Origin of the sequence: Streptomyces sp. BK022, assembly GCF_004217355.1 — a bacterium.
Classification (GTDB): domain Bacteria; phylum Actinomycetota; class Actinomycetes; order Streptomycetales; family Streptomycetaceae; genus Streptomyces; species Streptomyces griseoluteus.
In genome coordinates, this window is the sequence record NZ_SHKU01000002.1 from 1,007,891 (window position 1) to 1,030,105 (window position 22,215).

At 71.6% G+C, this 22,215-nt stretch carries 21 protein-coding genes and 5 tRNA genes; 19 read left to right on the forward strand and 7 right to left on the reverse strand.

From position 1 onward, the window contains the following. The gene (locus tag EV284_RS10690) at window positions 1–3,783 is read right to left on the reverse strand and encodes a nitrate- and nitrite sensing domain-containing protein (protein ID WP_207228992.1); all 3,783 of its coding nucleotides are present in this window, start codon (window positions 3,781–3,783) and stop codon (window positions 1–3) included. A gap of 585 nt (window positions 3,784–4,368) precedes the next feature. Between EV284_RS10690 and EV284_RS10695 the strand changes: the two genes are divergently transcribed. The 9 genes from EV284_RS10695 to EV284_RS10735 all read left to right on the forward strand — a co-directional run bounded on the left by EV284_RS10695 (window position 4,369) and on the right by EV284_RS10735 (window position 8,605). Continuing rightward, window positions 4,369–4,563, forward strand: a complete 195-nt coding sequence (locus EV284_RS10695) for a hypothetical protein (protein WP_130332626.1) — start codon at window positions 4,369–4,371, stop codon at window positions 4,561–4,563. 390 nt (window positions 4,564–4,953) lie between these two features. Then, window positions 4,954–5,739 (forward strand): fumarylacetoacetate hydrolase family protein, encoded by a 786-nt coding sequence (locus EV284_RS10700; RefSeq protein WP_130332628.1) that lies wholly within the window; start codon window positions 4,954–4,956, stop codon window positions 5,737–5,739. Further along, window positions 5,723–7,207, forward strand: a complete 1,485-nt coding sequence (gltX, locus tag EV284_RS10705; RefSeq protein WP_130332630.1) for a glutamate--tRNA ligase — start codon at window positions 5,723–5,725, stop codon at window positions 7,205–7,207. Before EV284_RS10700 ends, gltX begins: the two co-directional genes overlap by 17 nt. Window positions 7,208–7,306: 99 nt before the next feature. Next, window positions 7,307–8,035 carry an HAD family hydrolase gene (locus tag EV284_RS10710; RefSeq protein ID WP_207228993.1) on the forward strand — a complete coding sequence of 243 codons (729 nt, stop codon included), beginning with the start codon at window positions 7,307–7,309 and terminating at the stop codon, window positions 8,033–8,035. Window positions 8,036–8,126: 91 nt separating this feature from the next. After that, window positions 8,127–8,198, forward strand: a tRNA-Gln gene (locus EV284_RS10715). 39 nt (window positions 8,199–8,237) lie between these two features. Next, window positions 8,238–8,310, forward strand: a tRNA-Glu gene (locus EV284_RS10720). Window positions 8,311–8,338: 28 nt separating this feature from the next. Continuing rightward, window positions 8,339–8,411, forward strand: a tRNA-Glu gene (locus EV284_RS10725). A 21-nt stretch (window positions 8,412–8,432) separates the two neighbouring features. Next, a tRNA-Gln gene (locus EV284_RS10730) sits at window positions 8,433–8,504 on the forward strand. 28 nt (window positions 8,505–8,532) lie between these two features. Continuing rightward, window positions 8,533–8,605: transfer RNA gene (locus EV284_RS10735), tRNA-Glu, on the forward strand. A 179-nt stretch (window positions 8,606–8,784) separates the two neighbouring features. Here EV284_RS10735 and ndgR read toward each other — a convergent pair. Continuing rightward, on the reverse strand, window positions 8,785–9,501 hold the full coding sequence (gene ndgR, locus EV284_RS10740; protein ID WP_130332632.1) for an IclR family transcriptional regulator NdgR: 717 nt from the start codon (window positions 9,499–9,501) through the stop codon (window positions 8,785–8,787). Window positions 9,502–9,698: 197 nt separating this feature from the next. On the opposite strand from ndgR, the gene leuC reads away from it, so the two are divergent. From leuC to EV284_RS10760, 4 genes are all read left to right on the forward strand, one after another. Next, entirely contained in the window at window positions 9,699–11,126 is a 1,428-nt protein-coding gene (gene leuC, locus EV284_RS10745) for a 3-isopropylmalate dehydratase large subunit (RefSeq protein ID WP_130332634.1), read from the forward strand. Between the two features lie 2 nt (window positions 11,127–11,128). After that, window positions 11,129–11,722, forward strand: a complete 594-nt coding sequence (gene leuD / locus EV284_RS10750) for a 3-isopropylmalate dehydratase small subunit (RefSeq protein WP_130332636.1) — start codon at window positions 11,129–11,131, stop codon at window positions 11,720–11,722. A gap of 263 nt (window positions 11,723–11,985) precedes the next feature. After that, the gene (locus EV284_RS10755) at window positions 11,986–12,216 is read left to right on the forward strand and encodes a hypothetical protein (protein ID WP_130332638.1); all 231 of its coding nucleotides are present in this window, start codon (window positions 11,986–11,988) and stop codon (window positions 12,214–12,216) included. A 137-nt stretch (window positions 12,217–12,353) separates the two neighbouring features. Next, window positions 12,354–12,971, forward strand: coding sequence for an HU family DNA-binding protein (locus EV284_RS10760; protein WP_031181779.1), 618 nt, complete (start codon window positions 12,354–12,356; stop codon window positions 12,969–12,971). 129 nt (window positions 12,972–13,100) lie between these two features. Here the strand turns inward: EV284_RS10760 and EV284_RS10765 are convergent, their stop codons facing one another. Continuing rightward, on the reverse strand, window positions 13,101–13,304 hold the full coding sequence (locus EV284_RS10765; RefSeq protein WP_030808455.1) for a hypothetical protein: 204 nt from the start codon (window positions 13,302–13,304) through the stop codon (window positions 13,101–13,103). A 9-nt stretch (window positions 13,305–13,313) separates the two neighbouring features. Beyond that, window positions 13,314–13,964, reverse strand: a complete 651-nt coding sequence (cofC, locus tag EV284_RS10770) for a 2-phospho-L-lactate guanylyltransferase (protein WP_130332640.1) — start codon at window positions 13,962–13,964, stop codon at window positions 13,314–13,316. Between the two features lie 222 nt (window positions 13,965–14,186). Here cofC and EV284_RS10775 point away from each other — a divergent pair, with 222 nt between their 5' ends. From EV284_RS10775 to EV284_RS10785, 3 genes are read left to right on the forward strand one after another with little or no spacing between them, the layout of a single operon-like run. Beyond that, window positions 14,187–15,044 (forward strand): lysophospholipid acyltransferase family protein, encoded by an 858-nt coding sequence (locus EV284_RS10775; RefSeq protein WP_130332642.1) that lies wholly within the window; start codon window positions 14,187–14,189, stop codon window positions 15,042–15,044. After that, a complete protein-coding gene (locus EV284_RS10780; protein WP_130332644.1) occupies window positions 15,041–16,051 on the forward strand; it encodes an NAD(P)H-dependent glycerol-3-phosphate dehydrogenase in 1,011 nt (336 codons plus the stop codon). The genes EV284_RS10775 and EV284_RS10780 overlap by 4 nt, the downstream gene beginning before the upstream one ends. Before the next feature lie 59 nt (window positions 16,052–16,110). After that, window positions 16,111–17,268 (forward strand): D-alanine--D-alanine ligase family protein, encoded by a 1,158-nt coding sequence (locus tag EV284_RS10785; protein ID WP_130332646.1) that lies wholly within the window; start codon window positions 16,111–16,113, stop codon window positions 17,266–17,268. Between the two features lie 20 nt (window positions 17,269–17,288). Here EV284_RS10785 and EV284_RS10790 read toward each other — a convergent pair whose 3' ends face one another. Beyond that, window positions 17,289–17,807 carry a DUF3515 domain-containing protein gene (locus EV284_RS10790; RefSeq protein ID WP_130332648.1) on the reverse strand — a complete coding sequence of 173 codons (519 nt, stop codon included), beginning with the start codon at window positions 17,805–17,807 and terminating at the stop codon, window positions 17,289–17,291. A gap of 20 nt (window positions 17,808–17,827) precedes the next feature. Then, window positions 17,828–18,061 (reverse strand): Lrp/AsnC ligand binding domain-containing protein, encoded by a 234-nt coding sequence (locus EV284_RS10795; protein ID WP_030808468.1) that lies wholly within the window; start codon window positions 18,059–18,061, stop codon window positions 17,828–17,830. 205 nt (window positions 18,062–18,266) lie between these two features. Between EV284_RS10795 and EV284_RS10800 the strand changes: the two genes are divergently transcribed. Together EV284_RS10800 and thiD are read left to right on the forward strand one after the other, a co-directional pair. Then, entirely contained in the window at window positions 18,267–19,229 is a 963-nt protein-coding gene (locus EV284_RS10800) for a thiamine-phosphate kinase (RefSeq protein WP_130332650.1), read from the forward strand. Beyond that, the gene (gene thiD, locus EV284_RS10805) at window positions 19,226–20,023 is read left to right on the forward strand and encodes a bifunctional hydroxymethylpyrimidine kinase/phosphomethylpyrimidine kinase (protein WP_130332652.1); all 798 of its coding nucleotides are present in this window, start codon (window positions 19,226–19,228) and stop codon (window positions 20,021–20,023) included. The genes EV284_RS10800 and thiD overlap by 4 nt, the downstream gene beginning before the upstream one ends. 90 nt (window positions 20,024–20,113) lie before the next feature. Here the strand turns inward: thiD and rpmB are convergent, their stop codons facing one another. Beyond that, window positions 20,114–20,299: a 50S ribosomal protein L28 gene (rpmB, locus tag EV284_RS10810; protein ID WP_004924906.1), complete on the reverse strand. Its 186-nt coding sequence runs from the start codon at window positions 20,297–20,299 to the stop codon at window positions 20,114–20,116. 258 nt (window positions 20,300–20,557) lie between these two features. Here rpmB and EV284_RS10815 point away from each other — a divergent pair, with 258 nt between their 5' ends. Continuing rightward, the gene (locus EV284_RS10815) at window positions 20,558–22,213 is read left to right on the forward strand and encodes a DAK2 domain-containing protein (protein WP_130332654.1); all 1,656 of its coding nucleotides are present in this window, start codon (window positions 20,558–20,560) and stop codon (window positions 22,211–22,213) included. Window positions 22,214–22,215 lie beyond the last annotated feature (2 nt).

Sequence of the window (22,215 nt, forward strand, 5' to 3'; positions counted from 1 at the left end):
CTAACGCTCCTGCTGGTGAGTGGGGCTCGGGAAGCTGCCGGTTTGGCCGCCCCCGGCCTGACGGCCCTGAGCGATACCCCGACGGAGATTGGTCAGCCGGCCGCGTACGTCGTCAGGCGCACGGGAGACCTGCGGACCGCTGTGGTGCTGTTGCTGCTGTGCCGTGCCCGGGACGAGGTTCGCCTTGGGCACACGGCGCGGCAGACCGGAGGTGGTGATACCGCCCGCCGCGGGCTGTCGTACGCGCTCCGCCTGCCGGACGAGTTCGTCGTTCGGAGAGGTGCGCCACGAGCCGGTGGTGGACGACGACTGCTGCGGGGCGGGCGTGGGGGCCTGCGCCTGCGGCTGCTGAGGGGCGGCCGGAGCGGACTCCGACTGCTGCTGCTCCTGCTGGAACCAGTTGGTCTCCAGCGTGTCGTACAGCGGGGTTCGGCCGTCACCGGTGTTGCCGGCGGGGGCCGGGGGCAGCGCCCAGTTGTCGGCCGGCGCCTGACGCGCCGGACGCTGCGGAGCTGCGGGCCGCTGCTGCTCGAACTGGCCGGGGTTGCCCGCCTGGTTCGGGTTCTGCGCGGCCTGACCGCCGTTCTGGTGCTGCGCCGGGCGGCCGGGCAGCGCGTGCTGGCCGGTGTGGCCGGCCTGGTACGCGTCGTAGCCCTGCTGGACCGGGAACTGGCCGGTGTGCTGCGGGGCCTGCGGGTTCTGCTGGCCCTGCTGCTGGCCCTGGGGGGCGCCGAACAGGTCGGGGCGGGTGTACTCGTCGCCGCCCTGCTGGCGGCCGTAACCGCCCGCCTGCTGGGCACCGGGCTGCTGGAACTGGCCCGTGTTCTGCGGGTCGCCCGCACCCGGACGCTGGAACTGCCCGGTGTGCTGGGGCCCGTTGGCGCCGGGCCGGGCGAACTGCCCGGTGTGCTGCTGCTGGTCGACCGCGCCGTACAGGTCCTGGCGGGGGAAACCGCCGGTCTGCGACGGGTCCTGCGCGTCGACGCGGGGCATCTCGGCGGTGCCGCCCATGCCCTGCCGGTCGTCGATGCGCGGCATGCGCGCGGTCTGCGACGGGTCCTGCTCGTCGTGGCCGCGCGGCACGTCCAGCGAGGCACGCGGGGCCGGGTTGCCGCCGGGCAGCTCGGCACGGGGGCCGCCACGCGGCGGGAGCTGCGGCTGACGCCCCTGCTCGGCACCGGCGCCACCGCGCTGCTGCTGGGCCGGGCCGCGACCGCCGAAGGCGTCCTGCTGCGGGCCACCGGGGTTCGCGGGGTGCGTGCCCTGCGGGGCGCCCGGACCCTGGCCGGCGGGAGCCGGACGGTTCTGCTGGTTCTGCTGGCTGGACGGGTTCGCCTGGAAGGCGCCGGGACTCTGCGGACCGCGGGCGCCGCCGGGACCGCCGGGGCGGCCGCCGTTCTGACCGGTGCCGGGAAGCGCCGCGCGCGGACCCTGGCCCGCGCCGACCTGGCCCCGCTGGCCGGGACCGCCGGTGAGGCGTCCGCCGGCGGCCGGGGCGCCGCCGAGGGCACCGCCGCCACCGCCGTTGTTCCGGCGCGCGGCCGCGGCACCGGCCGCCGCCTGCGCGGCGGCGGGACCGCCACCGGAACCGGAGCCGCCGCCCTTGCCCGGAGCGGGCTTCTTGCCGCCCTGGGCGACGTCGACGGGCAGCATGACCAGCGCGGTCGTACCACCGGAGTCGGACGGGCGGAGCTGGATGCGGATGCCGTGGCGCTGCGACAGGCGGCCGACCACGAACAGACCCATGCGGCGGGAGACCGACACGTCCACGGTGGGCGGCGCGGCGAGGCGCTCGTTGATCGCGGCGAGGTCCTCGGGGGAGAGGCCGATGCCGGTGTCGTGGATCTCGATCAGCACGCGGCCGTCCGGCAGCGCGTGACCGGTGACCTTGACCTTGGTCTGCGGGGAGGAGAACGAGGTGGCGTTCTCCAGCAGCTCGGCCAGGAGGTGCACGAGGTCGTTGACGACGCGGCCGGCGACCTCGGTGCTCGGCACCGACGCCAGCTCGATGCGCTCGTACTGCTCCACCTCGGAGGCGGCGGCGCGGAGCACGTCGACCAGCGGGACCGGGCGGGTCCAGCGCCGGCCGGGCTCCTCACCGGCGAGGACGAGGAGGTTCTCGCCGTTACGGCGCATGCGGGTCGCGAGGTGGTCGAGCTTGAACAGCGAGGAGAGCTGGTCCGGGTCGGCCTCGCGGGACTCCAGCTCGGAGATGAGCGAGAGCTGACGCTGGATCAGACCCTGGGAGCGGCGCGAGAGGTTGGTGAACATCGCGTTGACGTTGCCTCGCAGCAGCGCCTGCTCGGCGGCGAGCCGGACCGCCTCGTGGTGCACGTGGTCGAAGGCCGCGGCCACCTGGCCGATCTCGTCCCGCGAGTGCACACCGACCGACTCCACGGACGTGTCCACGTCCTGCGGGTCGGACTCGGAGAGCTGCTTGACCAGCTCGGGCAGGCGGTCCTGGGCGACCCTGGTGGCGGTGTCCTGAAGACGGCGCAGCGAGCGGATCATGGACCGGGCCACGACGAACGCGCCGACCAGCGAGACGCCGAGCACGAGCAGGATCAGCACACCCGAGAAGATCGCCTCCTGCTCGGAGGTCGCCTTCAGTTCGCGGGCCTTCTGCTCCATGCTGTCGAGCAGCTCGTGCTCGATCTTCTTCATCTGCTGGATCTTGGTGGAGCTGTCGTCCATCCAGTCCAGGTACGAGCGCGCCGGCTGACCCGCCAGGCCGTCGCGCGACTCGAAGACGCGCTTGGCGTAGAGGTCGGCAGCCTGGATCGTCGGGTTGTTCTCGTCGATGGGCTTGAGGATCTCCTCGGCGCCCTGGCTCGCGTAGACCTTGCGGAAGATGTTGAGCTCGGAGTTCTCGCTGTCGTACGCGGACTCGCCGTAGAGGCGGTCGTTGGTGGACAGGTCACCCTTGGTGGCGTTGCTGGCGGGCAGGGCGGCCGCGATGACCGCTCGCTGCACCGAGGCGTACTCCTTGGCGGTGGAGAACGCGGCCAGGGCGCGGGTGCGCTGGATCATCTCCGGGTTGCTCGACGCCTCGGCCATGTCCTGGGAGAGGTCGATGAGCTGGGTGATCAGCCGGTGGTACGACTCGACGGTCTGCGTCGAGTTGTCGTTCGAGGTGTACGCGTCCCGGCGGATCTTGCCGAGTGCGTCGAGCTGGGAGACCAGGCCGACCAGGGTGTCGCGGACGCCCTGGAGGTTGCCGTCCTTGCTCGCCGCGTCGATGTCCTCGGCGGAGTCCTCGAAGGTCTTCTTCGCGTTGTCCGTCTTGTCGCGGAAGCCCTTGACCGTGTAGTCGGACGACTTGAGACCGTGTGACAGGGGACCGGCGGACTGGTCGCGCTCCTCCTGGAGAGCGTGCGCCAGCTCGGTCGCGCGCTGGGTCATCTCGGTCAGCAGCTTCATGTTGTCGAGCTGCTTGATGTCGTCCATCGAGTCGCCGATGCGCAGACCACCGAGTGTGGTGGCCGCGACCACCGGCAGCGCGAGCAGGGAGACCAGACGCGTGGAGATGCGCCAGTTGCGCAGCGCGACTCGCGAGCCGGTGCTGGGCGTGCTCCTGGTGGTCTTCGCGGCGGGCGCCACGGGCTTGGTGCCGGACGCGCCGGCCGGGGCGGACACGCCGGGGCGTCCCCCGCGCCCGCCGTTGTCGCCGGACGGTCCCTTGCCGGCGCTCTGGGCGTGCTGGTGCGAGGAACCACGGTCGGTCCCGCCGTGCGGCTCCGGCTCGGCCGAAGCGCTGCCATCCCTCTTGAAACGTCCCTGCACTAGCGTCGCAACCTCTGGACCAGGCGCCCCTCCGCGCGAACGGCGGGACACGGTGTCGGCGTCATGAAGGGCGCCCTGAATACGCCCCCCGTGTGGTCTTGAGTGACCGGCGCTGGATTCCCCCCTTGCTCACCGCCACTCGGCGCGGCGTCGCGCCCCCTGCGCCGGCTCGTTCCTGCGGCGGTCCGTGGCATTCCAGCACAGTGCCGGATCTCCAACAAGGGACGTACCCCGAGCTGTGACCTACGTGACGGCACGTGATCCGGGGGTCACGGCGGGTGGAACCGGATCACCCGTATAGGCGGGCAATTCCGGCGAGTCGAGCGCCTGTGCGGCAGGCTCGAACGGTGTCCCAGTCGCCATGATCAGGAGCGGAATGGTGGGTTCAGATGGCCAATGTCCGTTTCATCGCCCAAGACCCACAGTCTGAATTGACCCATTTGTGTGGCTCGTAGTGAGCAAACTCACACGCCGATCACGGGTGGTTCACGTGAGTGACGGGGATTCGCATGTTTAGCCTGACGCTTTACAGGATGAGCGGCTCTGCCCATTCCCACCCGATCACGACGCCACAGGACGACAACGGTGAAGACGACGATGATGTTCCAGACGACGGCGAACCCGCGACGCACGACGCTGGCGCACCTGGACGACGCCGGCGAACTGCGGATCGCCGAGCTGCCCGAGCACCCCACCGACCTCCCCGACCGGACCGCCAACCCCCGGCGCACCATTCTGATGGAGCTGCCCGCCTCCGCCGTTGCCGAGGCCGGCGTCTGAGCGCACCCGCCCCGCCCGAGCGCGGCCCGGCGGCCCGTCCACCCGTGACGGCCCACCGGGCCGCGCTCGCTTTTTCCGGGCCCGGCGGATTACTGGCATCGCCGGGGATATCCACCCTCCGCTAATGCCACCCCGCGAATTTTCGGGCGCCGCCCCGCGGCATTACCCGTAATGCGCCCCTGCCCCGGCCCCGTGCCCGGCGGCCCCTGTCGCCACTGGCCCACCGCCGTGCCGGGGCGCTGCCCGGGGCGAGCGGAAATCCGGAATTAATCCGCCCTTGTTTCCGCACCGCATAACCGCCGCCCGGACCACCGGCCGAACGCCGGACGCGCGGACCGGTTAACCTGGGACGTCAGTACGCCGGTTCTCAGTGAGAGGCGCCAGAATCCCGTGCGCATCGCCAGGTTCTCCATCGACGGGAACGTAGCCTTCGGCGCGGTCGAGGGCGACAAGCAGGACGAGCTCGTCCTCGACATCATCAAGGGCATCCCCTTCGCCGACCACGAGCTGTCCGGCACCAAGGTGCCCCTCAGCAAGGTCCGGCTGCTCCCGCCGGTGCTCCCCAACAAGGTCGTGGCCTTCGGCCGCAACTACGTCGAGCACGCCAGGGAACTGGACAACGAGGTGCCCGAAGCCCCGTTCGCCTTCTTCAAGCCCTCCACCTCGGTGATCGGCCCCGGCGACGACATCCAGTACCCGCCTTTCACCAGGGAACTGCACTACGAGGCCGAGCTGGCCGTGGTCATCGGCCGCATGTGCCGCGAGGTCCCCCGCGAGCGCGTCAAGGACGTCATCTTCGGCTACACCTGCGCCAACGACGTCACCGCCCGCGATGTGCAGCGCGCCGAGAAGCAGTGGGCCCGCGCCAAGGGCTTCGACTCCGCCTGCCCGCTCGGCCCCTGGGTGGAGACGGACATCGACCTCGCCCGCGCGAACGACCTCACCGTCCAGCTCACCCTCAACGGCGAGCAGCGCCAGCTCGGGCGCACCAGCGAGATGGTCCACCCCATCGAGGACCTGATCGTCAACATCTCCGAGGCCATGACGCTGCTCCCCGGCGACGTGATCCTCACCGGCACCCCCGCGGGCGTCGGCTCCATGAGCGTCGGCGACGAGGTCGCCGTCACCATCGAAGGCATCGGCACTCTCACCAACAAGGTTGTCAAGCGTGGCTAGCGCACCCGTACGCGTCCGTTTCTGTCCGTCGCCCACCGGTAACCCCCACGTGGGCCTGGTGCGCACCGCCCTGTTCAACTGGGCGTTCGCCCGCCATCACGAGGGCACCCTGGTCTTCCGGATCGAGGACACCGACGCGGCCCGCGACTCCGAGGAGTCCTACAACCAGCTCCTGGACGCCATGCGCTGGCTCGGCTTCGACTGGGACGAGGGCCCCGAGGTCGGCGGCCCGCACGCGCCGTACCGCCAGTCGCAGCGGATGGACATCTACCGGGACGTCGCGGAGAAGCTCCTGGACGGCGGCTACGCCTACCACTGCTACTGCTCCCAGGACGAGCTGGACACCCGCCGTGAGGCGGCCCGCGCCGCCGGCAAGCCCTCCGGGTACGACGGCCACTGCCGCGAGCTGAGCGCCGCGCAGGTCGAGGAGTTCAAGGCCCAGGGCCGCGAGCCGATCGTCCGCTTCCGGATGCCGGACGAGGCGATCACCTTCGACGACCTGGTGCGCGGCGAGATCACCTACCTCCCGGAGAACGTCCCGGACTACGGCATCGTGCGCGCCAACGGCGCCCCGCTGTACACCCTGGTGAACCCGGTCGACGACGCGCTGATGGACATCACCCACGTCCTGCGCGGCGAGGACCTGCTCTCCTCCACCCCGCGCCAGATCGCCCTGTACAAGGCGCTGATGGAACTGGGCATCGCCAAGCAGATCCCGGCCTTCGGTCACCTGCCGTACGTGATGGGCGAGGGCAACAAGAAGCTCTCCAAGCGCGACCCGCAGGCCTCGCTCAACCTCTACCGCGAGCGCGGCTTCCTGCCCGAGGGCCTGCTCAACTACCTGTCCCTGCTGGGCTGGTCGCTCTCGGCGGACCAGGACATCTTCTCGATCGAGGAGATGGTGGCCGCCTTCGAGATCTCGGACGTGAACCCCAACCCGGCGCGCTTCGACCTGAAGAAGTGCGAGGCGATCAACGCCGACCACATCCGGCTGCTCGACGTGAAGGACTTCACCGAGCGCTGCGCCCCGTGGCTGAAGCCCCCGGTCGCGCCCTGGGCGCCGGAGGACTTCGACGAGGCCAAGTGGCAGGCGATCGCCCCGCACGCCCAGACCCGGCTCAAGGTGCTCTCCGAGATCACCGACAACGTCGACTTCCTCTTCCTGCCCGAGCCCGTCTTCGACGAGGCTTCGTGGACCAAGGCCATGAAGGAAGGCTCGGAGGCGCTGCTGCGCACCGCGCGGGAGAAGCTCGAGTCCGCCGACTGGACCTCGGCCGAATCCCTCAAGGAGGCCGTCCTGGCCGCCGGCGAGGCCCACGGCCTCAAGCTCGGCAAGGCCCAGGCCCCGGTCCGCGTGGCCGTGACCGGCCGCACCGTCGGCCTGCCCCTGTTCGAGTCCCTGGAGGTACTCGGCAAGGACAAGACCCTGTCCCGCATCGACACGGCGCTGGAGCGGCTCGCGGCGTAACGAACGCCACACCGCCAGGGGCGGCATCCGGCCACCGGATGCCGCCCCTCGGCGTTTCCGCCCCCTGTCCCGGGGCCCGCTTCCCGTTACCGTCGGCCCATGAGCATCCGAGCCGTGGTCTGGGACGTGGACGACACCCTTTTCGACTACACCACCGCCGACCGTGAGGGCATGCGGGCACACCTCCTGGCGGAGGGGCTGCTCGCCCGGTTCGAGACGCCGGAACAGGCGCTCGCGGCGTGGCGGACGGCGACCGAGGCCCACTGGGCGCGGCACGCGGCGGGCGAGGCCACGTTCGAGGGGCAGCGGCTGGACCGGGTCCGGGCGTTCCTGGGCGCGGAACTCAGCGACGCCGAAGCTGAGGAATGGTTTCTGCGCTACGTCGGGCACTACCAGGCGGCCTGGCAGGTCTTCCCGGACGTGCTGCCCGCCCTGGACGCCCTCCCGGAGCACCGGCACGCGGTGCTGTCCAACTCCAGCCTGACCGTCCAGGAGCACAAGCTGCGCGCTCTCGGCCTGCGGGACCGGTTCGAGTCCGTGCTGTGCGCCGTCGAGCTGGGGGTGTCCAAGCCGGCCGCCGGGGCCTTCCTGGCCGCCTGTGAGGGGCTCGGGCTGCCCCCGCACGAGGTGGCGTACGTCGGGGACCATCCGGAGATCGACGGGCGGGGCGCGGCGGAGGCCGGGATGATGTCCGTATGGATCGACCGGGGCGGCCCGCACGCACGGGCGGCCGGGACGGTCCCGGCGCACCGGATCACCAGCCTCGCCGAACTCCCTGCGCTGGTCCGCGCGGATACCCGTTTTGGAGCCCCGTCCACCTTCGGGTAATGTTCTTCCTGCGCCGAGGGGAACGGGCCGAAAGGCCGGGCCCCAGGCGCATCTGCTAGAACAAGATCCCCGCTCGGGGCTTGCGTTCCAGTGGCCTATGGTGTAATTGGCAGCACGACTGATTCTGGTTCAGTTAGTCTTGGTTCGAGTCCAGGTAGGCCAGCTCGCAGAGCTCATCTGCACCCGCGGATCTTATCCGCGAGCCCCCGTTGTGTAGCGGCCTAGCACGCTGCCCTCTCAAGGCAGTAGCGCCGGTTCGAATCCGGTCGGGGGTACTGGTTCCGATCACTCGGAATCGCTAGGGCCCCCGTTGTGTAGCGGCCTAGCACGCCGCCCTCTCAAGGCGGTAGCGCCGGTTCGAATCCGGTCGGGGGTACTGACTGGTCTAAACCATCATTGGTCTATGGTGTAATTGGCAGCACGACTGATTCTGGTTCAGTTAGTCTTGGTTCGAGTCCAGGTAGACCAGCTCGGACCTGCGGAAACGCAGTGTCCAGGCCCCCGTTGTGTAGCGGCCTAGCACGCCGCCCTCTCAAGGCGGTAGCGCCGGTTCGAATCCGGTCGGGGGTACAGAAGGAAGGCTCCTCGCGCAAGCGAGGGGCCTTCGCTGTTTTCCGGGCCCGATCCCAACAGTCCCTCGCCGTCAGCCGGTTGAGCCGGACAGGCCGAACGGGTCGGGCGGGAGCGGGCCGCGGCGTTGGGGCCCGCTCCCGCCCGGGGGGAAGCGTGGAGTCGATCGCGTACGGCGCTCAGCCGGAGCGGCGCAGCGCCTCGGACAGCCGGGTGGCCGCGTCGATCACCGCCTGGGCGTGCATCCGGCCGGGATGCCGGGTCAGCCGCTCGATCGGTCCGGAGACCGAGACGGCGGCCACCACGCGGTTGGACGGCCCGCGCACCGGCGCCGAGACCGAGGCCACGCCCGGCTCCCGCTCGCCGATCGACTGCGCCCAGCCCCGGCGGCGCACCCCGGACAGTGCCGTGGCCGTGAAGCGCGCCCCCTGCAGACCCCGGTGCAGCCGCTCGGGCTCCTCCCAGGCCATGAGGATCTGCGCCGAGGAACCCGCCTTCATCGTGAGCGTCGAGCCCACCGGCACCGTGTCCCGCAGTCCGGACAGCCGCTCCGCGGCCGCCACGCAGATCCGCATGTCGCCCTGGCGCCGGTAGAGCTGCGCGCTCTCGCCCGTCACGTCCCGCAGGTGCGTGAGCACCGGGCCGGCCGTCGCCAGCAGCCGGTCCTCGCCGGCCGCCGCGGCCAGCTCCGACAGGCGCGGGCCCAGGATGAACCGGCCCTGCATGTCCCGCGCCACCAGCCGGTGGTGCTCCAGAGCCACGGCCAGCCGGTGGGCCGTGGGTCGTGCCAGTCCGGTGGCCCCGACCAGACCCGCGAGGGTGGCCGGACCGGACTCCAGAGCGCTCAGGACAAGGGCCGCCTTGTCCAGAACGCCGACGCCGCTACTGTTGTCCATGCAACGATACTCCCGTCTCACTCTGTGAAACGCAAGTTCAATTTTCTCCGGAACGCGCCACTCTTGAAGCACACGGCGGCCCGCGTACGGCGGGCGCGGTGCCGGACGCCCGTACGCGCGAAGATCACGGCGCGGGCGTCGCTTCCTCAGGTTCTCTAGATGTGTCGGCGGAACCGTGGCCGGCCGGAGGGAAAGCGATGGGTAGGACACTCGCGGAGAAGGTCTGGGACGACCATGTCGTCCGGCGCGCCGAGGGCGAGCCCGACCTTCTCTACATCGATCTGCACCTGCTGCACGAGGTGACCAGCCCGCAGGCGTTCGACGGTCTCCGCAAGAACGGTCGCGCGGTCCGTCGTCTCGATCTGACCATCGCCACCGAGGACCACAACACCCCGACCCTCGACATCGACAAGCCGATCGCCGACCCGGTCTCACGGGCCCAGTTGGAGACGCTGCGCAAGAACTGCGCGGAGTTCGGGGTGCGGCTGCACCCGCTGGGCGACGTCGAGCAGGGCGTGGTGCACGTGGTCGGCCCGCAGCTCGGGCTGACACAGCCGGGCACGACCGTGGTGTGCGGTGACTCCCACACCTCCACGCACGGTGCCTTCGGGGCCCTGGCCTTCGGAATCGGCACCTCGCAGGTCGAGCACGTCCTGGCGACCCAGACGCTGCCGATGGCCCGCCCGAAGACCATGGCGATCACCGTCGAGGGCGAGCTGCCCGACGGTGTCACCGCCAAGGACCTGATCCTGGCGATCATCGCCCGGATCGGCACCGGCGGCGGCCAGGGCTATGTCCTGGAGTACCGCGGGTCCGCCATCGAGAAGCTGTCGATGGAGGCGCGGATGACCATCTGCAACATGTCCATCGAGGCCGGCGCCCGCGCGGGCATGATCGCCCCCGACGAGACCACCTTCGCCTACCTGGAGGGCCGCGCCCACGCCCCCGAGGGCGCCGACTGGGACGAGGCGGTGGAGTACTGGAGGACGCTGCGCACCGACGACGACGCCGTCTTCGACGCCGAGGTCGTCATCGACGCGGCCGGACTCTCCCCGTTCGTCACCTGGGGCACCAACCCGGGCCAGGGGGCGCCGCTTTCGTCGCACGTCCCCGACCCGGCTTCGTACGAAGACGCATCGGAGCGCCACGCCGCCGAAAAGGCCCTGGAGTACATGGGGTTGACCGCCGGGCAGCCGCTGCGGGACATCGCCGTGGACACCGTCTTCGTAGGCTCCTGCACCAACGGCCGCATCGAGGACCTGCGCTCGGTCGCCGAGATCCTCCGGGACCGCAAAGTCGCCGACGGCGTACGGATGCTGGTCGTCCCCGGCTCCGCGCGGGTGGGCCTGCAGGCCGTCTCCGAGGGGCTGGACGTGGTCTTCAAGGAGGCCGGTGCCGAATGGCGGTACGCGGGCTGCTCGATGTGCCTGGGCATGAACCCCGACCAGCTCGCGCCGGGGGAGCGCTCGGCCTCCACCTCCAACCGCAACTTCGAGGGCAGGCAGGGCAAGGGCGGCCGCACCCACCTGGTCTCGCCGCAGGTCGCCGCCGCCACCGCCGTCCTCGGTCACCTCGGCTCGCCCGCCGACCTGTCCGACACCCCCGTGCCCGCTGGAGTGCGATAACGATGGAAGCCTTCACCACCCACACCGGCCGGGCCGTGCCGCTGCGCCGCAGCAACGTCGACACCGACCAGATCATCCCCGCCCACTGGCTCAAGAAGGTCACCCGCGACGGCTTCGAGGACGGTCTCTTCGAGGCGTGGCGCAAGGACGACACCTTCGTCCTCAACCGCCCCGAGCGGCAGGGCGCCACGGTCCTGGTCGCCGGCCCCGACTTCGGTACCGGCTCCTCCCGCGAGCACGCCGTCTGGGCGCTGCAGAACTACGGCTTCAAGGCCGTGATCTCCGCCCGCTTCGCCGATATCTTCCGCGGCAACTCGCTGAAGAACGGCCTGCTCACAGTGGTGCTGGAGCAGAAGGTCGTGGACGCGCTCTGGGAGCTGACCGAACGCGACCCCAAGGCCCCGATCACGGTGGACCTCGAAGCCCGCGAAGTACGCGCCGAGGGCATCACCGCCTCCTTCGAGCTGGACGAGAACTCCCGCTGGCGGCTCCTGAACGGCCTGGACGACATCTCCCTCACCCTGCGCGACGAGGACGACATCACCGCCTTCGAGAAGGCCCGCCCGGCGCACAAGCCCCGCACGCTGACCAGCTGAGCGACCGCTCGCACACATAAGGTTTCGGCCACCTCGACGGCCGCCGCGTACCCCCGATCGCCACGATTGGGGGTACGCGCATGTCCGGGTCCGGACGCCCGCGAGGGCATTGCGCACGCTCCCCAACTCCTCTTCACCGCAACGAAGTTGCAGTTCCAGGCGCTCTCCGGAGGCGCCCCCTCCCGCGGCCCCGAAACGGCGCGCGGGGGCGGCAGTTGCCCCCTGCGCAGGCGACAACTCGCCTCAGATGGCACAATCTGTGCATGGAACACGACGGCCAACTCCAGCTCTATGCGGCAGTCGCGGACCAACTCAAACAAGCGCACGCAACCGTGCGCACACTGCAAGTCCCGGAGGGCGTACGGATGGCGCTGACCCGGAAGCTGCTGGTCATTACGGCCGTGGCCAAACACGATCTCGCCGGCGCGGCTACGCGTCTCGAACGATTCACCGCGGACCTCGAAGCGGGCCGGATGCCCGAAGAGGACCGCTGAATCCGTTCGGGACCGCCGAAACCGATGCGGCACAAGGGTGAGAAGCCCGTTTCGTGTTTGATTTGCGGTATATATCTGCCTAACGTGCGAAAAAGCTTGAACACTTTCGTTCTGGCGATGTCTCCGAAGGGGAAGACGTGAACAAGGCGCAGCTCGTAGAAGCGATTGCCGACAAGATGGGTGGCCGCCAGCAGGCCGCCGATGCTGTCGACGCGGTCCTGGACGCCATCGTCCGCGCCGTCGTCGCGGGCGACCGGGTCTCGGTCACCGGCTTCGGGTCCTTCGAGAAGGTGGACCGCCCCGCCCGCTACGCCCGCAACCCCCAGACGGGCGAGCGTGTTCGGGTCAAGAAGACCTCGGTCCCGCGCTTCCGCGCCGGCCAGGGCTTCAAGGACCTGGTGAGCGGTTCGAAGAAGCTTCCCCGTGGTGGCGAGGTCTCCGTGAAGAAGGCGCCCAAGGGCAGCCTGACCGGCGGTGCTTCCGCGACCGTGAAGAAGGCCGCGGCGAAGAAGGCCACCAAGGCCGCCGCGAAGAAGACCACCGCCAAGAAGGCGGCGCCGGCGAAGAAGACCACGGCCACCGCCAAGAAGGCCGCGGCAAAGAAGGCCCCCGCGAAGAAGGCCACCGGCACCACCGCGGCCGCCAAGAAGACCACCGCGAAGAAGGCTCCCGCGAAGAAGGTCACCGCCAAGAAGGCGCCCGCCAAGAAGTCGACGGCACGCAAGACCACCGCCAAGAAGACCACCGCCCGCTAGAGGCACGGCCTTCCACGGCACCCGGTCCCCAGGGCTCACACGCGCCGGGCCGGACTCCCCCGGGGAGTCCGGCCCGCGGTGCGTTCGTACGGCCGCTCAAGGGCCGTTCAGTGCCTGCCCGGCACCCGTTCAGAAGGTCTGGAGGGTCACCAGCGTGATCCGCAGCCCGTCGCCCCGCCCCTCGGTCTCGATCCGCACCCGCTGACCGGGCCGCAGCAACCGCAGTCCGCCCGCGTCGAAGGCGGCCGCGTCGAAGGGCACCGGAGTGCCGTCGTCGAGCAGCACCTGCCCGCTGCGGCTCTCGGGGTCGTAGGTGTAAGCGGTGGCCTGCATGTCCGCAGCCTACTGCCCGGCCAGCGGCACCGGCGCGGTCCACGAGGCGCTCGCCGCCGCCGTGTAGGCGCCCACACCCAGCTCCAGCGCCACCCGCAGGTCGTCGCCGGTGTCCACGTCCCGCCGCACCGATTCCACGCTGCCCGGCGCCAGTTCCGCCGCGCCCGAGGCGCGGTGCCGGGCGCGCGAGGCGCCGCCGAAGGCGGGGGCCAGCTCCCGGCCGGGCGCCGCCGCGAGCAGGGTCGTGCCCCGGGCGGCCGCGTCCGCCAGGAAGGCGCGCGGGAATTCGGCCGCCGCTGCGAGCACCAGCGCCAGCTCCGCCGGGCGCAGCGCGGGCAGATCGGCGTTGAGCGCGGCGACGGCCGCCCCCGGTCGGACCTCGCGCACCGCCGAGGCGCCGTACGCCAGCGCGGCGTTCAGCCCCCCGGCCGGCTCGTCCGGCACGATCCGGGCGCCCAGCGCGGCCAGCGCCCGCCCGGCCAGCGGGTCGTCCGTGACGACCGCCACATCCGCGACCCCGGGACACTCCAGTGCGGCGGCCACCGTGTCCTGCGCGAACGCCAGCACCAGCCCCGGCCGCGCTCCGTCGGCAACGGCGTCCGCGAGCCTGCTTTTCGCCCGCGCCAAGGGCTTCAGGGGGATGACCAAGCTCCACTGCACCGGCGTACCGTCCCTCTCTGTCCGCGCTCATTGTCCCCCGCTCGCACCCGGCGGCCGGAGCCGCCCCGACGTGTGGGGGAATGCTGTGAAGGCCAGTCCGGGGGCGGTCGCCGCGGACATGCGGGCGTACGGTGTTCTCGACAGACCGGCGGCCCGGAGTCACACTTGTGCGGCCCCCGGCCGAGGTGAAGGCCCTCAGAGGCCATGGAGGAAGGTGTCCGCGTGTCCCGCCGCAGAATCGGCTTCTGGTACCGCTTCGCCGCGGTGATCTGCAAACCGCCGCTGGCGGTTCTGATCAAGCGGGACTGGCGAGGAATGGAGCACATTCCGGCCGACGGCGGATTTATCACCGCGGTGAACCACAATTCCCACGTGGACCCCTTCGCGTACGCGCACTATCAGTACAACACCGGACGGGTGCCGCGATTCCTGGCGAAGAGCGGCCTTTTCAAGAAGGGATTCGTCGGCGCCGCGATGCGCGGTACCGGACAGATCCCCGTCTACCGCGAGAGCACCGACGCGCTGAGCGCATTCCGCGCCGCGATCGAGGCGGTGGAGAAGGGCGAGTGCGTCGCCTTCTACCCCGAGGGCACCCTGACCCGCGACCCCGACGGCTGGCCCATGACGGCCAAGACCGGTGCCGCGCGCGTGGCCCTGCAGACCAAGTGCCCGGTCGTGCCGGTCGCCCAGTGGGGCGTCAACGAACTTCTGCCCCCCTACGCGAAGAAGCCGAACCTCTTCCCGCGCAAGACCCACCACGTGCTGGCCGGCCCGCCGGTGGACCTCTCCCGGTTCTACGACCGTGAGATGACCGCCGACGTCCTGCGGGAGGCCACCGAGGTCATCATGGCGGCCATCACCCGCCAGCTCGAGGAGATCCGCGGCGAGAAGGCACCCGCCGTGCCCTACGACCCGCGCCGCGAGCGGATCGAGCAGCGCCGCCGCACCCGCGCCCAGTCCGGTCCGATCGCCCCGTCCGGCCACGCGGTGCGTTCGGACGACGGCCAGGTCCAGGGCACCGTGCCCGCGCCCGCCGCCGAAACCACGCCCACCGCCACCGAAGGGGGAAGCGGCAAGTGAGCACGCCTGTCCGGGTCGCCGTCATGGGCACCGGCTCCTGGGGCACCGCGTTCGCCGTGGTCCTCGCCGACGCGGGCTGCGAGGTCACTCTCTGGGCCCGCCGCACCGAAGTGGCCGACGCGGTCAACTCCACCCGCACCAACCTCGGCTACCTGCCCGGCGTCGAGCTTCCGCCGGGCGTGCGCGCCACCTCCGACGCCGCCGAGGCGCTCGGGGACGCGGACTTCGTCGTCCTGGCGATCCCCTCCCAGACCCTGCGCGCCAACCTCGCCGACTGGGCCCCGCTGCTCGCCCCGCACTCCGTGCTCGTCTCCCTGATGAAGGGCGTCGAACTCGGCTCCGCCATGCGGATGAGCGAGGTCATCGAGGACGTCGCCAAGGTCGGCCCCGACCGGATCGCCGTCGTCACCGGGCCCAACCTGGCCCGTGAGATCGCCGCCCGGATGCCCGCCGCCGCCGTGGTCGCCTGCACCGACGAGGCGGTCGCCCGGCGGCTCCAGGCGGCCTGCCACACCCCGTACTTCCGGCCGTACACCAACACCGACGTCATCGGCTGCGAACTCGGCGGCGCGGTCAAGAACGTCATCGGTCTCGCCGTCGGCATCGCGGACGGCATGGGGCTCGGCGACAACGCCAAGGGCTCGCTCATCACGCGCGGCCTCGCCGAGACCACCCGGCTCGGCATGGCGCTCGGCGCCGACCCGCTGACCTTCTCCGGACTCGCCGGACTCGGGGACCTGGTGGCGACCTGCTCCTCGCCGCTGTCCCGCAACCACACCTTCGGCACCAACCTCGGCAAGGGCATGACGCTCCAGGAGACCATCGCGGTCACCAAGCAGACCGCCGAGGGCGTCAAGTCCAGCGAGTCCGTGCTGGATCTCGCCCGCAGGCACGGTGTCGACATGCCGATCACCGAGACGGTCGTCGGAATCGTGCACGACGCGAAGCCGCCCGTGGTCGCGCTGAAGGAGCTGATGTCGCGCAGCGCGAAGCCCGAGCGACGCTGAGCGAAAGCGCCGGGTCGGCGCTGTCCGGGGGCACTACCAACGGGTACTCTCAACGCGATATGAGCACCGAGAACCTCCCCCAGAACCCTGCGGCGCAGCCCCGCAAGCCGCGTGTGGCCGTCGTGTTCGGCGGCCGCTCCTCCGAACACGGGATCTCCACCGTCACCGCGGGTGCCGTCCTGGGCGCCATCGACCGGACCAAGTACGACGTCCTGCCGATCGGCATCACCCGTGACGGCCGCTGGGTGCTGACGGCCGACGAGCCGCAGCGGATGGCCATCACCGACCGCCGCACCCCGGAGGTCCTGGACGTGGCGGAGTCCACCGAGGGCGGCGTGGTGCTCCCGGTCGACCCGGCCAACCGCGAGGTCGTCTACAGCGAGCCCGGCGCGGTGCCCAAGGCGCTCGGCGAGGTCGACGTGGTCTTCCCGGTGCTGCACGGCCCCTTCGGGGAGGACGGCACCCTCCAGGGCCTGCTGGAACTCTCCGGTGTCCCCTATGTCGGCTCGGGCGTGCTCGCCTCGGCCGTCGGCCAGGACAAGGACTACATGAAGCGGGTGTTCACCTCCTTCGGGCTCAAGGTCGGCCCGTACGTGGTGATCCGGCCCCGCGAGTGGCAGCAGGACGAGTCGGCCGCCCGCAAGCGGATCGTGGACTTCGCCGGTGAGCACGGCTGGCCGCTGTTCGTGAAGCCCGCCCGCGCCGGCTCCTCCATCGGCATCACCAAGGTCGAGGACCTCGCCGGGCTGGACGAGGCCATCGCCGAGGCCCAGCGCCACGACCCGAAGATCATCGTGGAGGCCGCGCTGTCCGGCCGCGAGATCGAGTGCGGCGTCCTGGAGTTCGAGGACGGCCCGCGCGCCTCGGTCCCCGCCGAGATCCCGCCGCCCAGCGCGCACGCGTACTACGACTTCGACGCCAAGTACATCGACTCCACGCCCGGTGTCGTCCCGGCCCCGCTCACCGACGAGCAGACCGCCGAGCTCCAGCGGCTCGCGGTCGAGGCGTTCGACGCCGCGTCCTGCGAGGGCCTGGTCCGCGCGGACTTCTTCCTCACCGAGGACGGCGAGTTCGTCATCAACGAGATCAACACGCTGCCCGGCTTCACCCCCATCTCGATGTACCCCAAGATGTGGGAGGCGTCCGGCGTCGGCTACGCGGAGCTGGTGGACCGCCTGATCCAGGCGGCACTGCGCCGCCCGACCGGGCTGCGCTAGGCGCTCACCGCATCACCGCATCACCGCATGGAGGCGATCCCCTCGGGGATCGCCTTCTTCACGGCCGGGGCCAGGTCGACCAGGACCGCCGTCGAGTCGTCCGGGCCGGACAGTTCCTCGGGCAGCGTGACCTCCACGTAGGCGCGGCGGTTGGCGGTGGTGAAGCGCGAGGAACCGTCGTCCCGCTTCTCCATCAGCCAGTCCACGCCGTCCACCCCGCCGGCCAGCGCGTGCGGGTCGTGGCCCTGGGCGACCCCGGGGTCGGTCATCTTCGGCGGCCGGACCACCCCGCAGCGCAGTATGATCGCCGGGCCCGACCAGCCGGCCGTGTAGGCGGAAGCGGGCCGCGGGTCGTCGCGGTGCCGGCCGTCCACCTTCCCGGGCAGTGCCTCGTCCAGACGCCGGCACAGGGGGGCGGTGCGCGCGTCGGGGCGGGGAGCCGCGACCGTGGTGCCGTCGTCCGCCGTGGAACAGCCCGCGACCGCGATCAGCAGCGCGGGCGCGAGCAGGCCGAGGGGCCGGTGACGGAAGAAGTTCACCGGCCAAGCGTAGACGGGGGCTACAGATGCACGACCGGGCAGGTCAGTGTGCGTGTGATGCCGTCCACTTGCTGGACCTTGGCGACCACCATGCGACCCAGCTCGTCGACGGTGTCGGACTGGGCGCGGACGATGACGTCATAGGGTCCCGTCACGTCCTCGGCCTGGATCACTCCAGGAATCCTGCCGATCGTCTCGGCGACGGTCGACGCCTTGCCGACCTCGGTCTGGATCAGGATGTACGCCTGTACCACGGAACCTCCAGGGCGGCCACGAGGATCATGTGGGGAAGAGGAACGCCACGGTATCGCGTCGCCGCTCTCCGAGGGGAGACCCTGGGGAACGGGGCACGCGCGCCGGGGTGCGGGCACGACGGAAGTTGACGGCCACCTCGACCGTATCGGGGACACTGATGACGCGCGACCGGGCACGGGACAGGTACAGAAGGGGCTTGAGGCCATGAAGGGCACAGTGGGTGAGCTTGGTGAGTTCGGGCTCATCCGGGAGCTGACCTCCCGTCTCACCACCACCCCGGCGGTCCGGGTCGGCCCCGGTGACGACGCCGCCGTGGTCGCCGCCCCGGACCGCCGGGTGGTGGCGAGCACCGACATCCTGCTGGAGGGCCGGCACTTCCGCCGCGACTGGTCCACGGCGTACGACGTGGGCCGCAAGGCCGCGGCCCAGAACCTCGCCGACATCGCCGCGATGGGCGCCGTACCCACCGCGCTGCTACTCGGCCTGGTCGTCCCCGCCGAACTCCCGGTGACCTGGCCGACCGAGATGATGGACGGCCTGCGCGACGAGTGCCAGGTCGCGGGCGCCTCCGTGGTCGGCGGTGACGTCGTACGCGGCGACACCATCATGGTGTCGATCACCGCGCTCGGTGACCTGCGCAACCAGGAGCCGGTGACCCGCGCGGGCGCGCAGCCCGGCGATCTGGTGGCCGTCACGGGCTGGCTGGGCTGGTCCGCCGCCGGGTACGCGGTGCTCTCGCGGGGCTTCCGCTCGCCGCGCGCCTTCGTGGAGGCCCACCGCCGCCCCGAGCCGCCGTACCACGCGGGCCCGGCCGCCGCCGCGCTGGGCGCGACCGCCATGTGCGACGTCAGCGACGGACTGATCGCGGACCTCGGGCACATCGCGGACGCCAGCAAGGTACGCATCGACATCCGCTCCGGCGCGATCGACATCCCCACCCAGATGAACGACATCGGCCAGGCGGTCGGGGTCGACCCGCTGCAGTGGGTGCTCACCGGGGGAGAGGACCACGCGATCGTGGCGACCTTCCCGCCCGACACCAAGCTCCCGGCCCGCTGGAAGGTGATCGGCGAGGTGCTCAACCCCTCGGCGCTGCCCCAGGTGACCGTGGACGGGGCGCCCTGGACCGCCACGGGCGGCTGGGACCACTTCGGGAACCCCGAGTGAGGTCCGCCGGGCAGGCGCCGCCGCGCGTCCTCACCGTGGCCGGCTCGGACTCCGGCGGCGGCGCCGGCGTCCAGGCCGACCTGAAGACGATGCTGGCGCTGGGCGTGCACGGGATGAGCGTGATCACCGCCGTGACCGCGCAGAACTCCCTCGGGGTGCAGGGCGCCTGGGAGCTGCCGGTGGAGGCGGTGCGGGCGCAGTACCGCAGTGTGGTGGACGACATCGGCGTCCAGGCCGTGAAGACCGGGATGCTGGCCTCGGCGGAACTGGTCGAGGCGGTCGCGGAGTTGATCTCCACCGTGGACGCGCCCGTGGTGGTGGACCCGGTGGGCGTCTCCAAGCACGGCGACCCCCTGCTCGCCGCCTCCGCCCTGGACTCGGTGCGGACCCGGCTCCTCCCGGTGGCGACCGTGGCCACCCCGAACCTGGACGAAGTGGCCCAGCTCACAGGATTCCAGGTCGCTTCCGAGGCCGATCTGCGCCCGGCGGCGGAAGCCGTCCTGGCCTACGGGCCCCAGTGGGTGCTGGTCAAGGGCGGGCATCTCACCGGCGAGGCCGTGGACCTGCTCACCGACGGCGACCAGGAGTTCCGGCTGCGTGCCCCGCGCCACGACAACCGGCACACCCACGGCACCGGCTGCACCCTCGCCTCCGCCATCGCCTCGGAGCTGGCGAAGGGGCTGGCCGTGCCGGAGGCGGTCGCGGCGGCCAAGGAGTACGTCACCGGGGCGATCGCCCGGGGGTTCGCGCTGGGCGCCGGGATCGGCCCCGTGGACCACGGCTGGCGCATCTGAGAGGCGAGAAGGCACAGCGAAGAGCCGGCCCACCCGAGGGTGGACCGGCTCTTCACAGCAACCGACTATGGCCGCGCGCTTAGCGGTGCGTCAGCGCGAGACCTTGCCGGCCTTGATGCACGAGGTGCAAGCGTTCACGCGCTTCGGCGTCCCGCCGACCACAGTACGAACGCGCTGGATGTTCGGGTTCCAGCGACGGGGCGTACGGCGGTGCGAGTGGGAGATGTTGTTGCCGAAGCCCGGCCCCTTGCCGCAGACGTCGCAGTTGGCAGCCACGGGTCACTCCAAAGACTTCAGATGCACTTACGGTTGATCCCGGCATGCCGGAATCGAGATCAGGAAACCTGAGATCTTTCAGTGGCGCTGCCAGGGGGAATGGCCCGACCGGGATCGGGCAACCGGAGCAGCATACAACGACTGCTTCCGTACAACGAAACTACCATGGCGGCCCGGCACCCCGTGCCCGGCCCTCCCGCGATGGACGCCGCCCCACGGTCTACGCTGCGTCCCACGTCCAGCCACAGGGAGGCGCAGGTGGCGCAGGTGCCGCAGACATTCCTCGATGCTCTCGCGGTGCGCACCTGGTGCGGTCTGGCGCTGCGCTCGCTGGGGCGGGCGCGCGAGGAGATCGACGCGATCAACGTCTATCCCGTCGCCGACGGGGACACCGGTACCAACCTGTATCTGACCGTGGAATCGGCGACGGCGGCCGTGGAGGCGGTCTTCGCCGGGTACGAGCACGGGGCCGAGGGCCCCTCGCTCGCGGACGCCCTGCGCGCGATGGCCCACGGCGCGCTGATCGGCGCCCGCGGCAACTCCGGCACGATCCTCGCCCAGCTCCTGCGCGGCATGGCCCAGGTGCTCGCCGCCGACGGCGCGGGTGACGTGCCTCACGTCGACGGCATCGCACTGCGACGGGCGCTGCGCCGGGCCGCCGACGCCGCCCGCGAGGCCGTCGCCCACCCGGTCGAGGGCACCGTGCTCACCGTCGCCTCGGCCGCCGCCGACGCGGCCGACGGAGCCGAGGGCGACTGCGGGACGGTCGTCCTGGCCGCCTACGAGGGAGCGCGCGCGGCCCTGGCCGCCACTCCCCGGCAACTGGCCGTGCTCGGCCGCGCCGGGGTCGTGGACGCGGGCGGACGCGGTCTGGTCACCGTGCTGGCCTCCCTGGTGGAGGCGGTCACGGGGGAGACGGTGCCCGAGGCGACGTACGCCGGGTCGGCCGGGACCGACGTCTGCCCGGAGACCCCCGAGCACACAGGGGAGGGCGGGCCCGCCTACGAGGTCATCTACCTGCTGGAGGCCGGCGACGCGGCCGTGGCCCGGCTCCGGGAACGGCTCGACACCCTCGGCGACTCCCTGGTCGTGGTCGGCGGCGACGGGCTGTGGAACGTCCATGTGCACGTGGACGACGCCGGCGCCGCCGTCGAGGCCGGTGTCGAGGCCGGGCGGCCGCACCGGATCAGGATCACCCACTTCGCCGCCGGGGACGTCCACACGGGCGGGGAGCGGCCGCCGCGCGAACCGGCGCAGCGGGCCGTCGTCGCCGTGGTCCCCGGCGAGGGGCTGGCCGGGCTGTACGCCGAGGCGGGCGCCACCACCGTCCTCGCCCGCCCCGGCGAGCCCCCCGCCAGCGGGGAGCTGGCCCAGGCGCTCCGGCGGGCGCACGCCCGTGAGGTCGTCCTGCTGCCCAACGACGCCGAACTGCGCCACACGGCCGCCGCGGCCGCCGAGCAGGTACGCGCCGAGGGCGTCCGGGTCGCCCTGATCCCGACCCGCTCGGCGGTCCAGGGCATCGCCGCGCTGGCCGTGCACGAACCGGAGCGCCGGTTCGACGAGGATGTGGTCCAGATGACCTCGGCCGCCGGTGCCACCCGGTACGCCGAGGTGCTCGTCGCCGAGCGCCAGTCGTGGACCACGGCCGGGATCTGCCAGGCCGGGGACGTGCTCGGGCTGATCGACGGCGACGTCGCCGTGATCGGCCCCGATCTCACCGGCACCGCGGAGACCGTGCTCGACCGCATGCTCCAGGCGGGCGGCGAGCTGGTCACCCTGGTCGTCGGCGACGACGCCCCCGAGGCGGTCGCCGACCGCCTCGAAGCCCGCGTCCGGGAGTCCTACCTCGCCGTCGACACCGTGGTCTACCGGGGCGGCCGGCAGGGCGCGCCGCTGCTCATCGGCGTGGAGTGAGA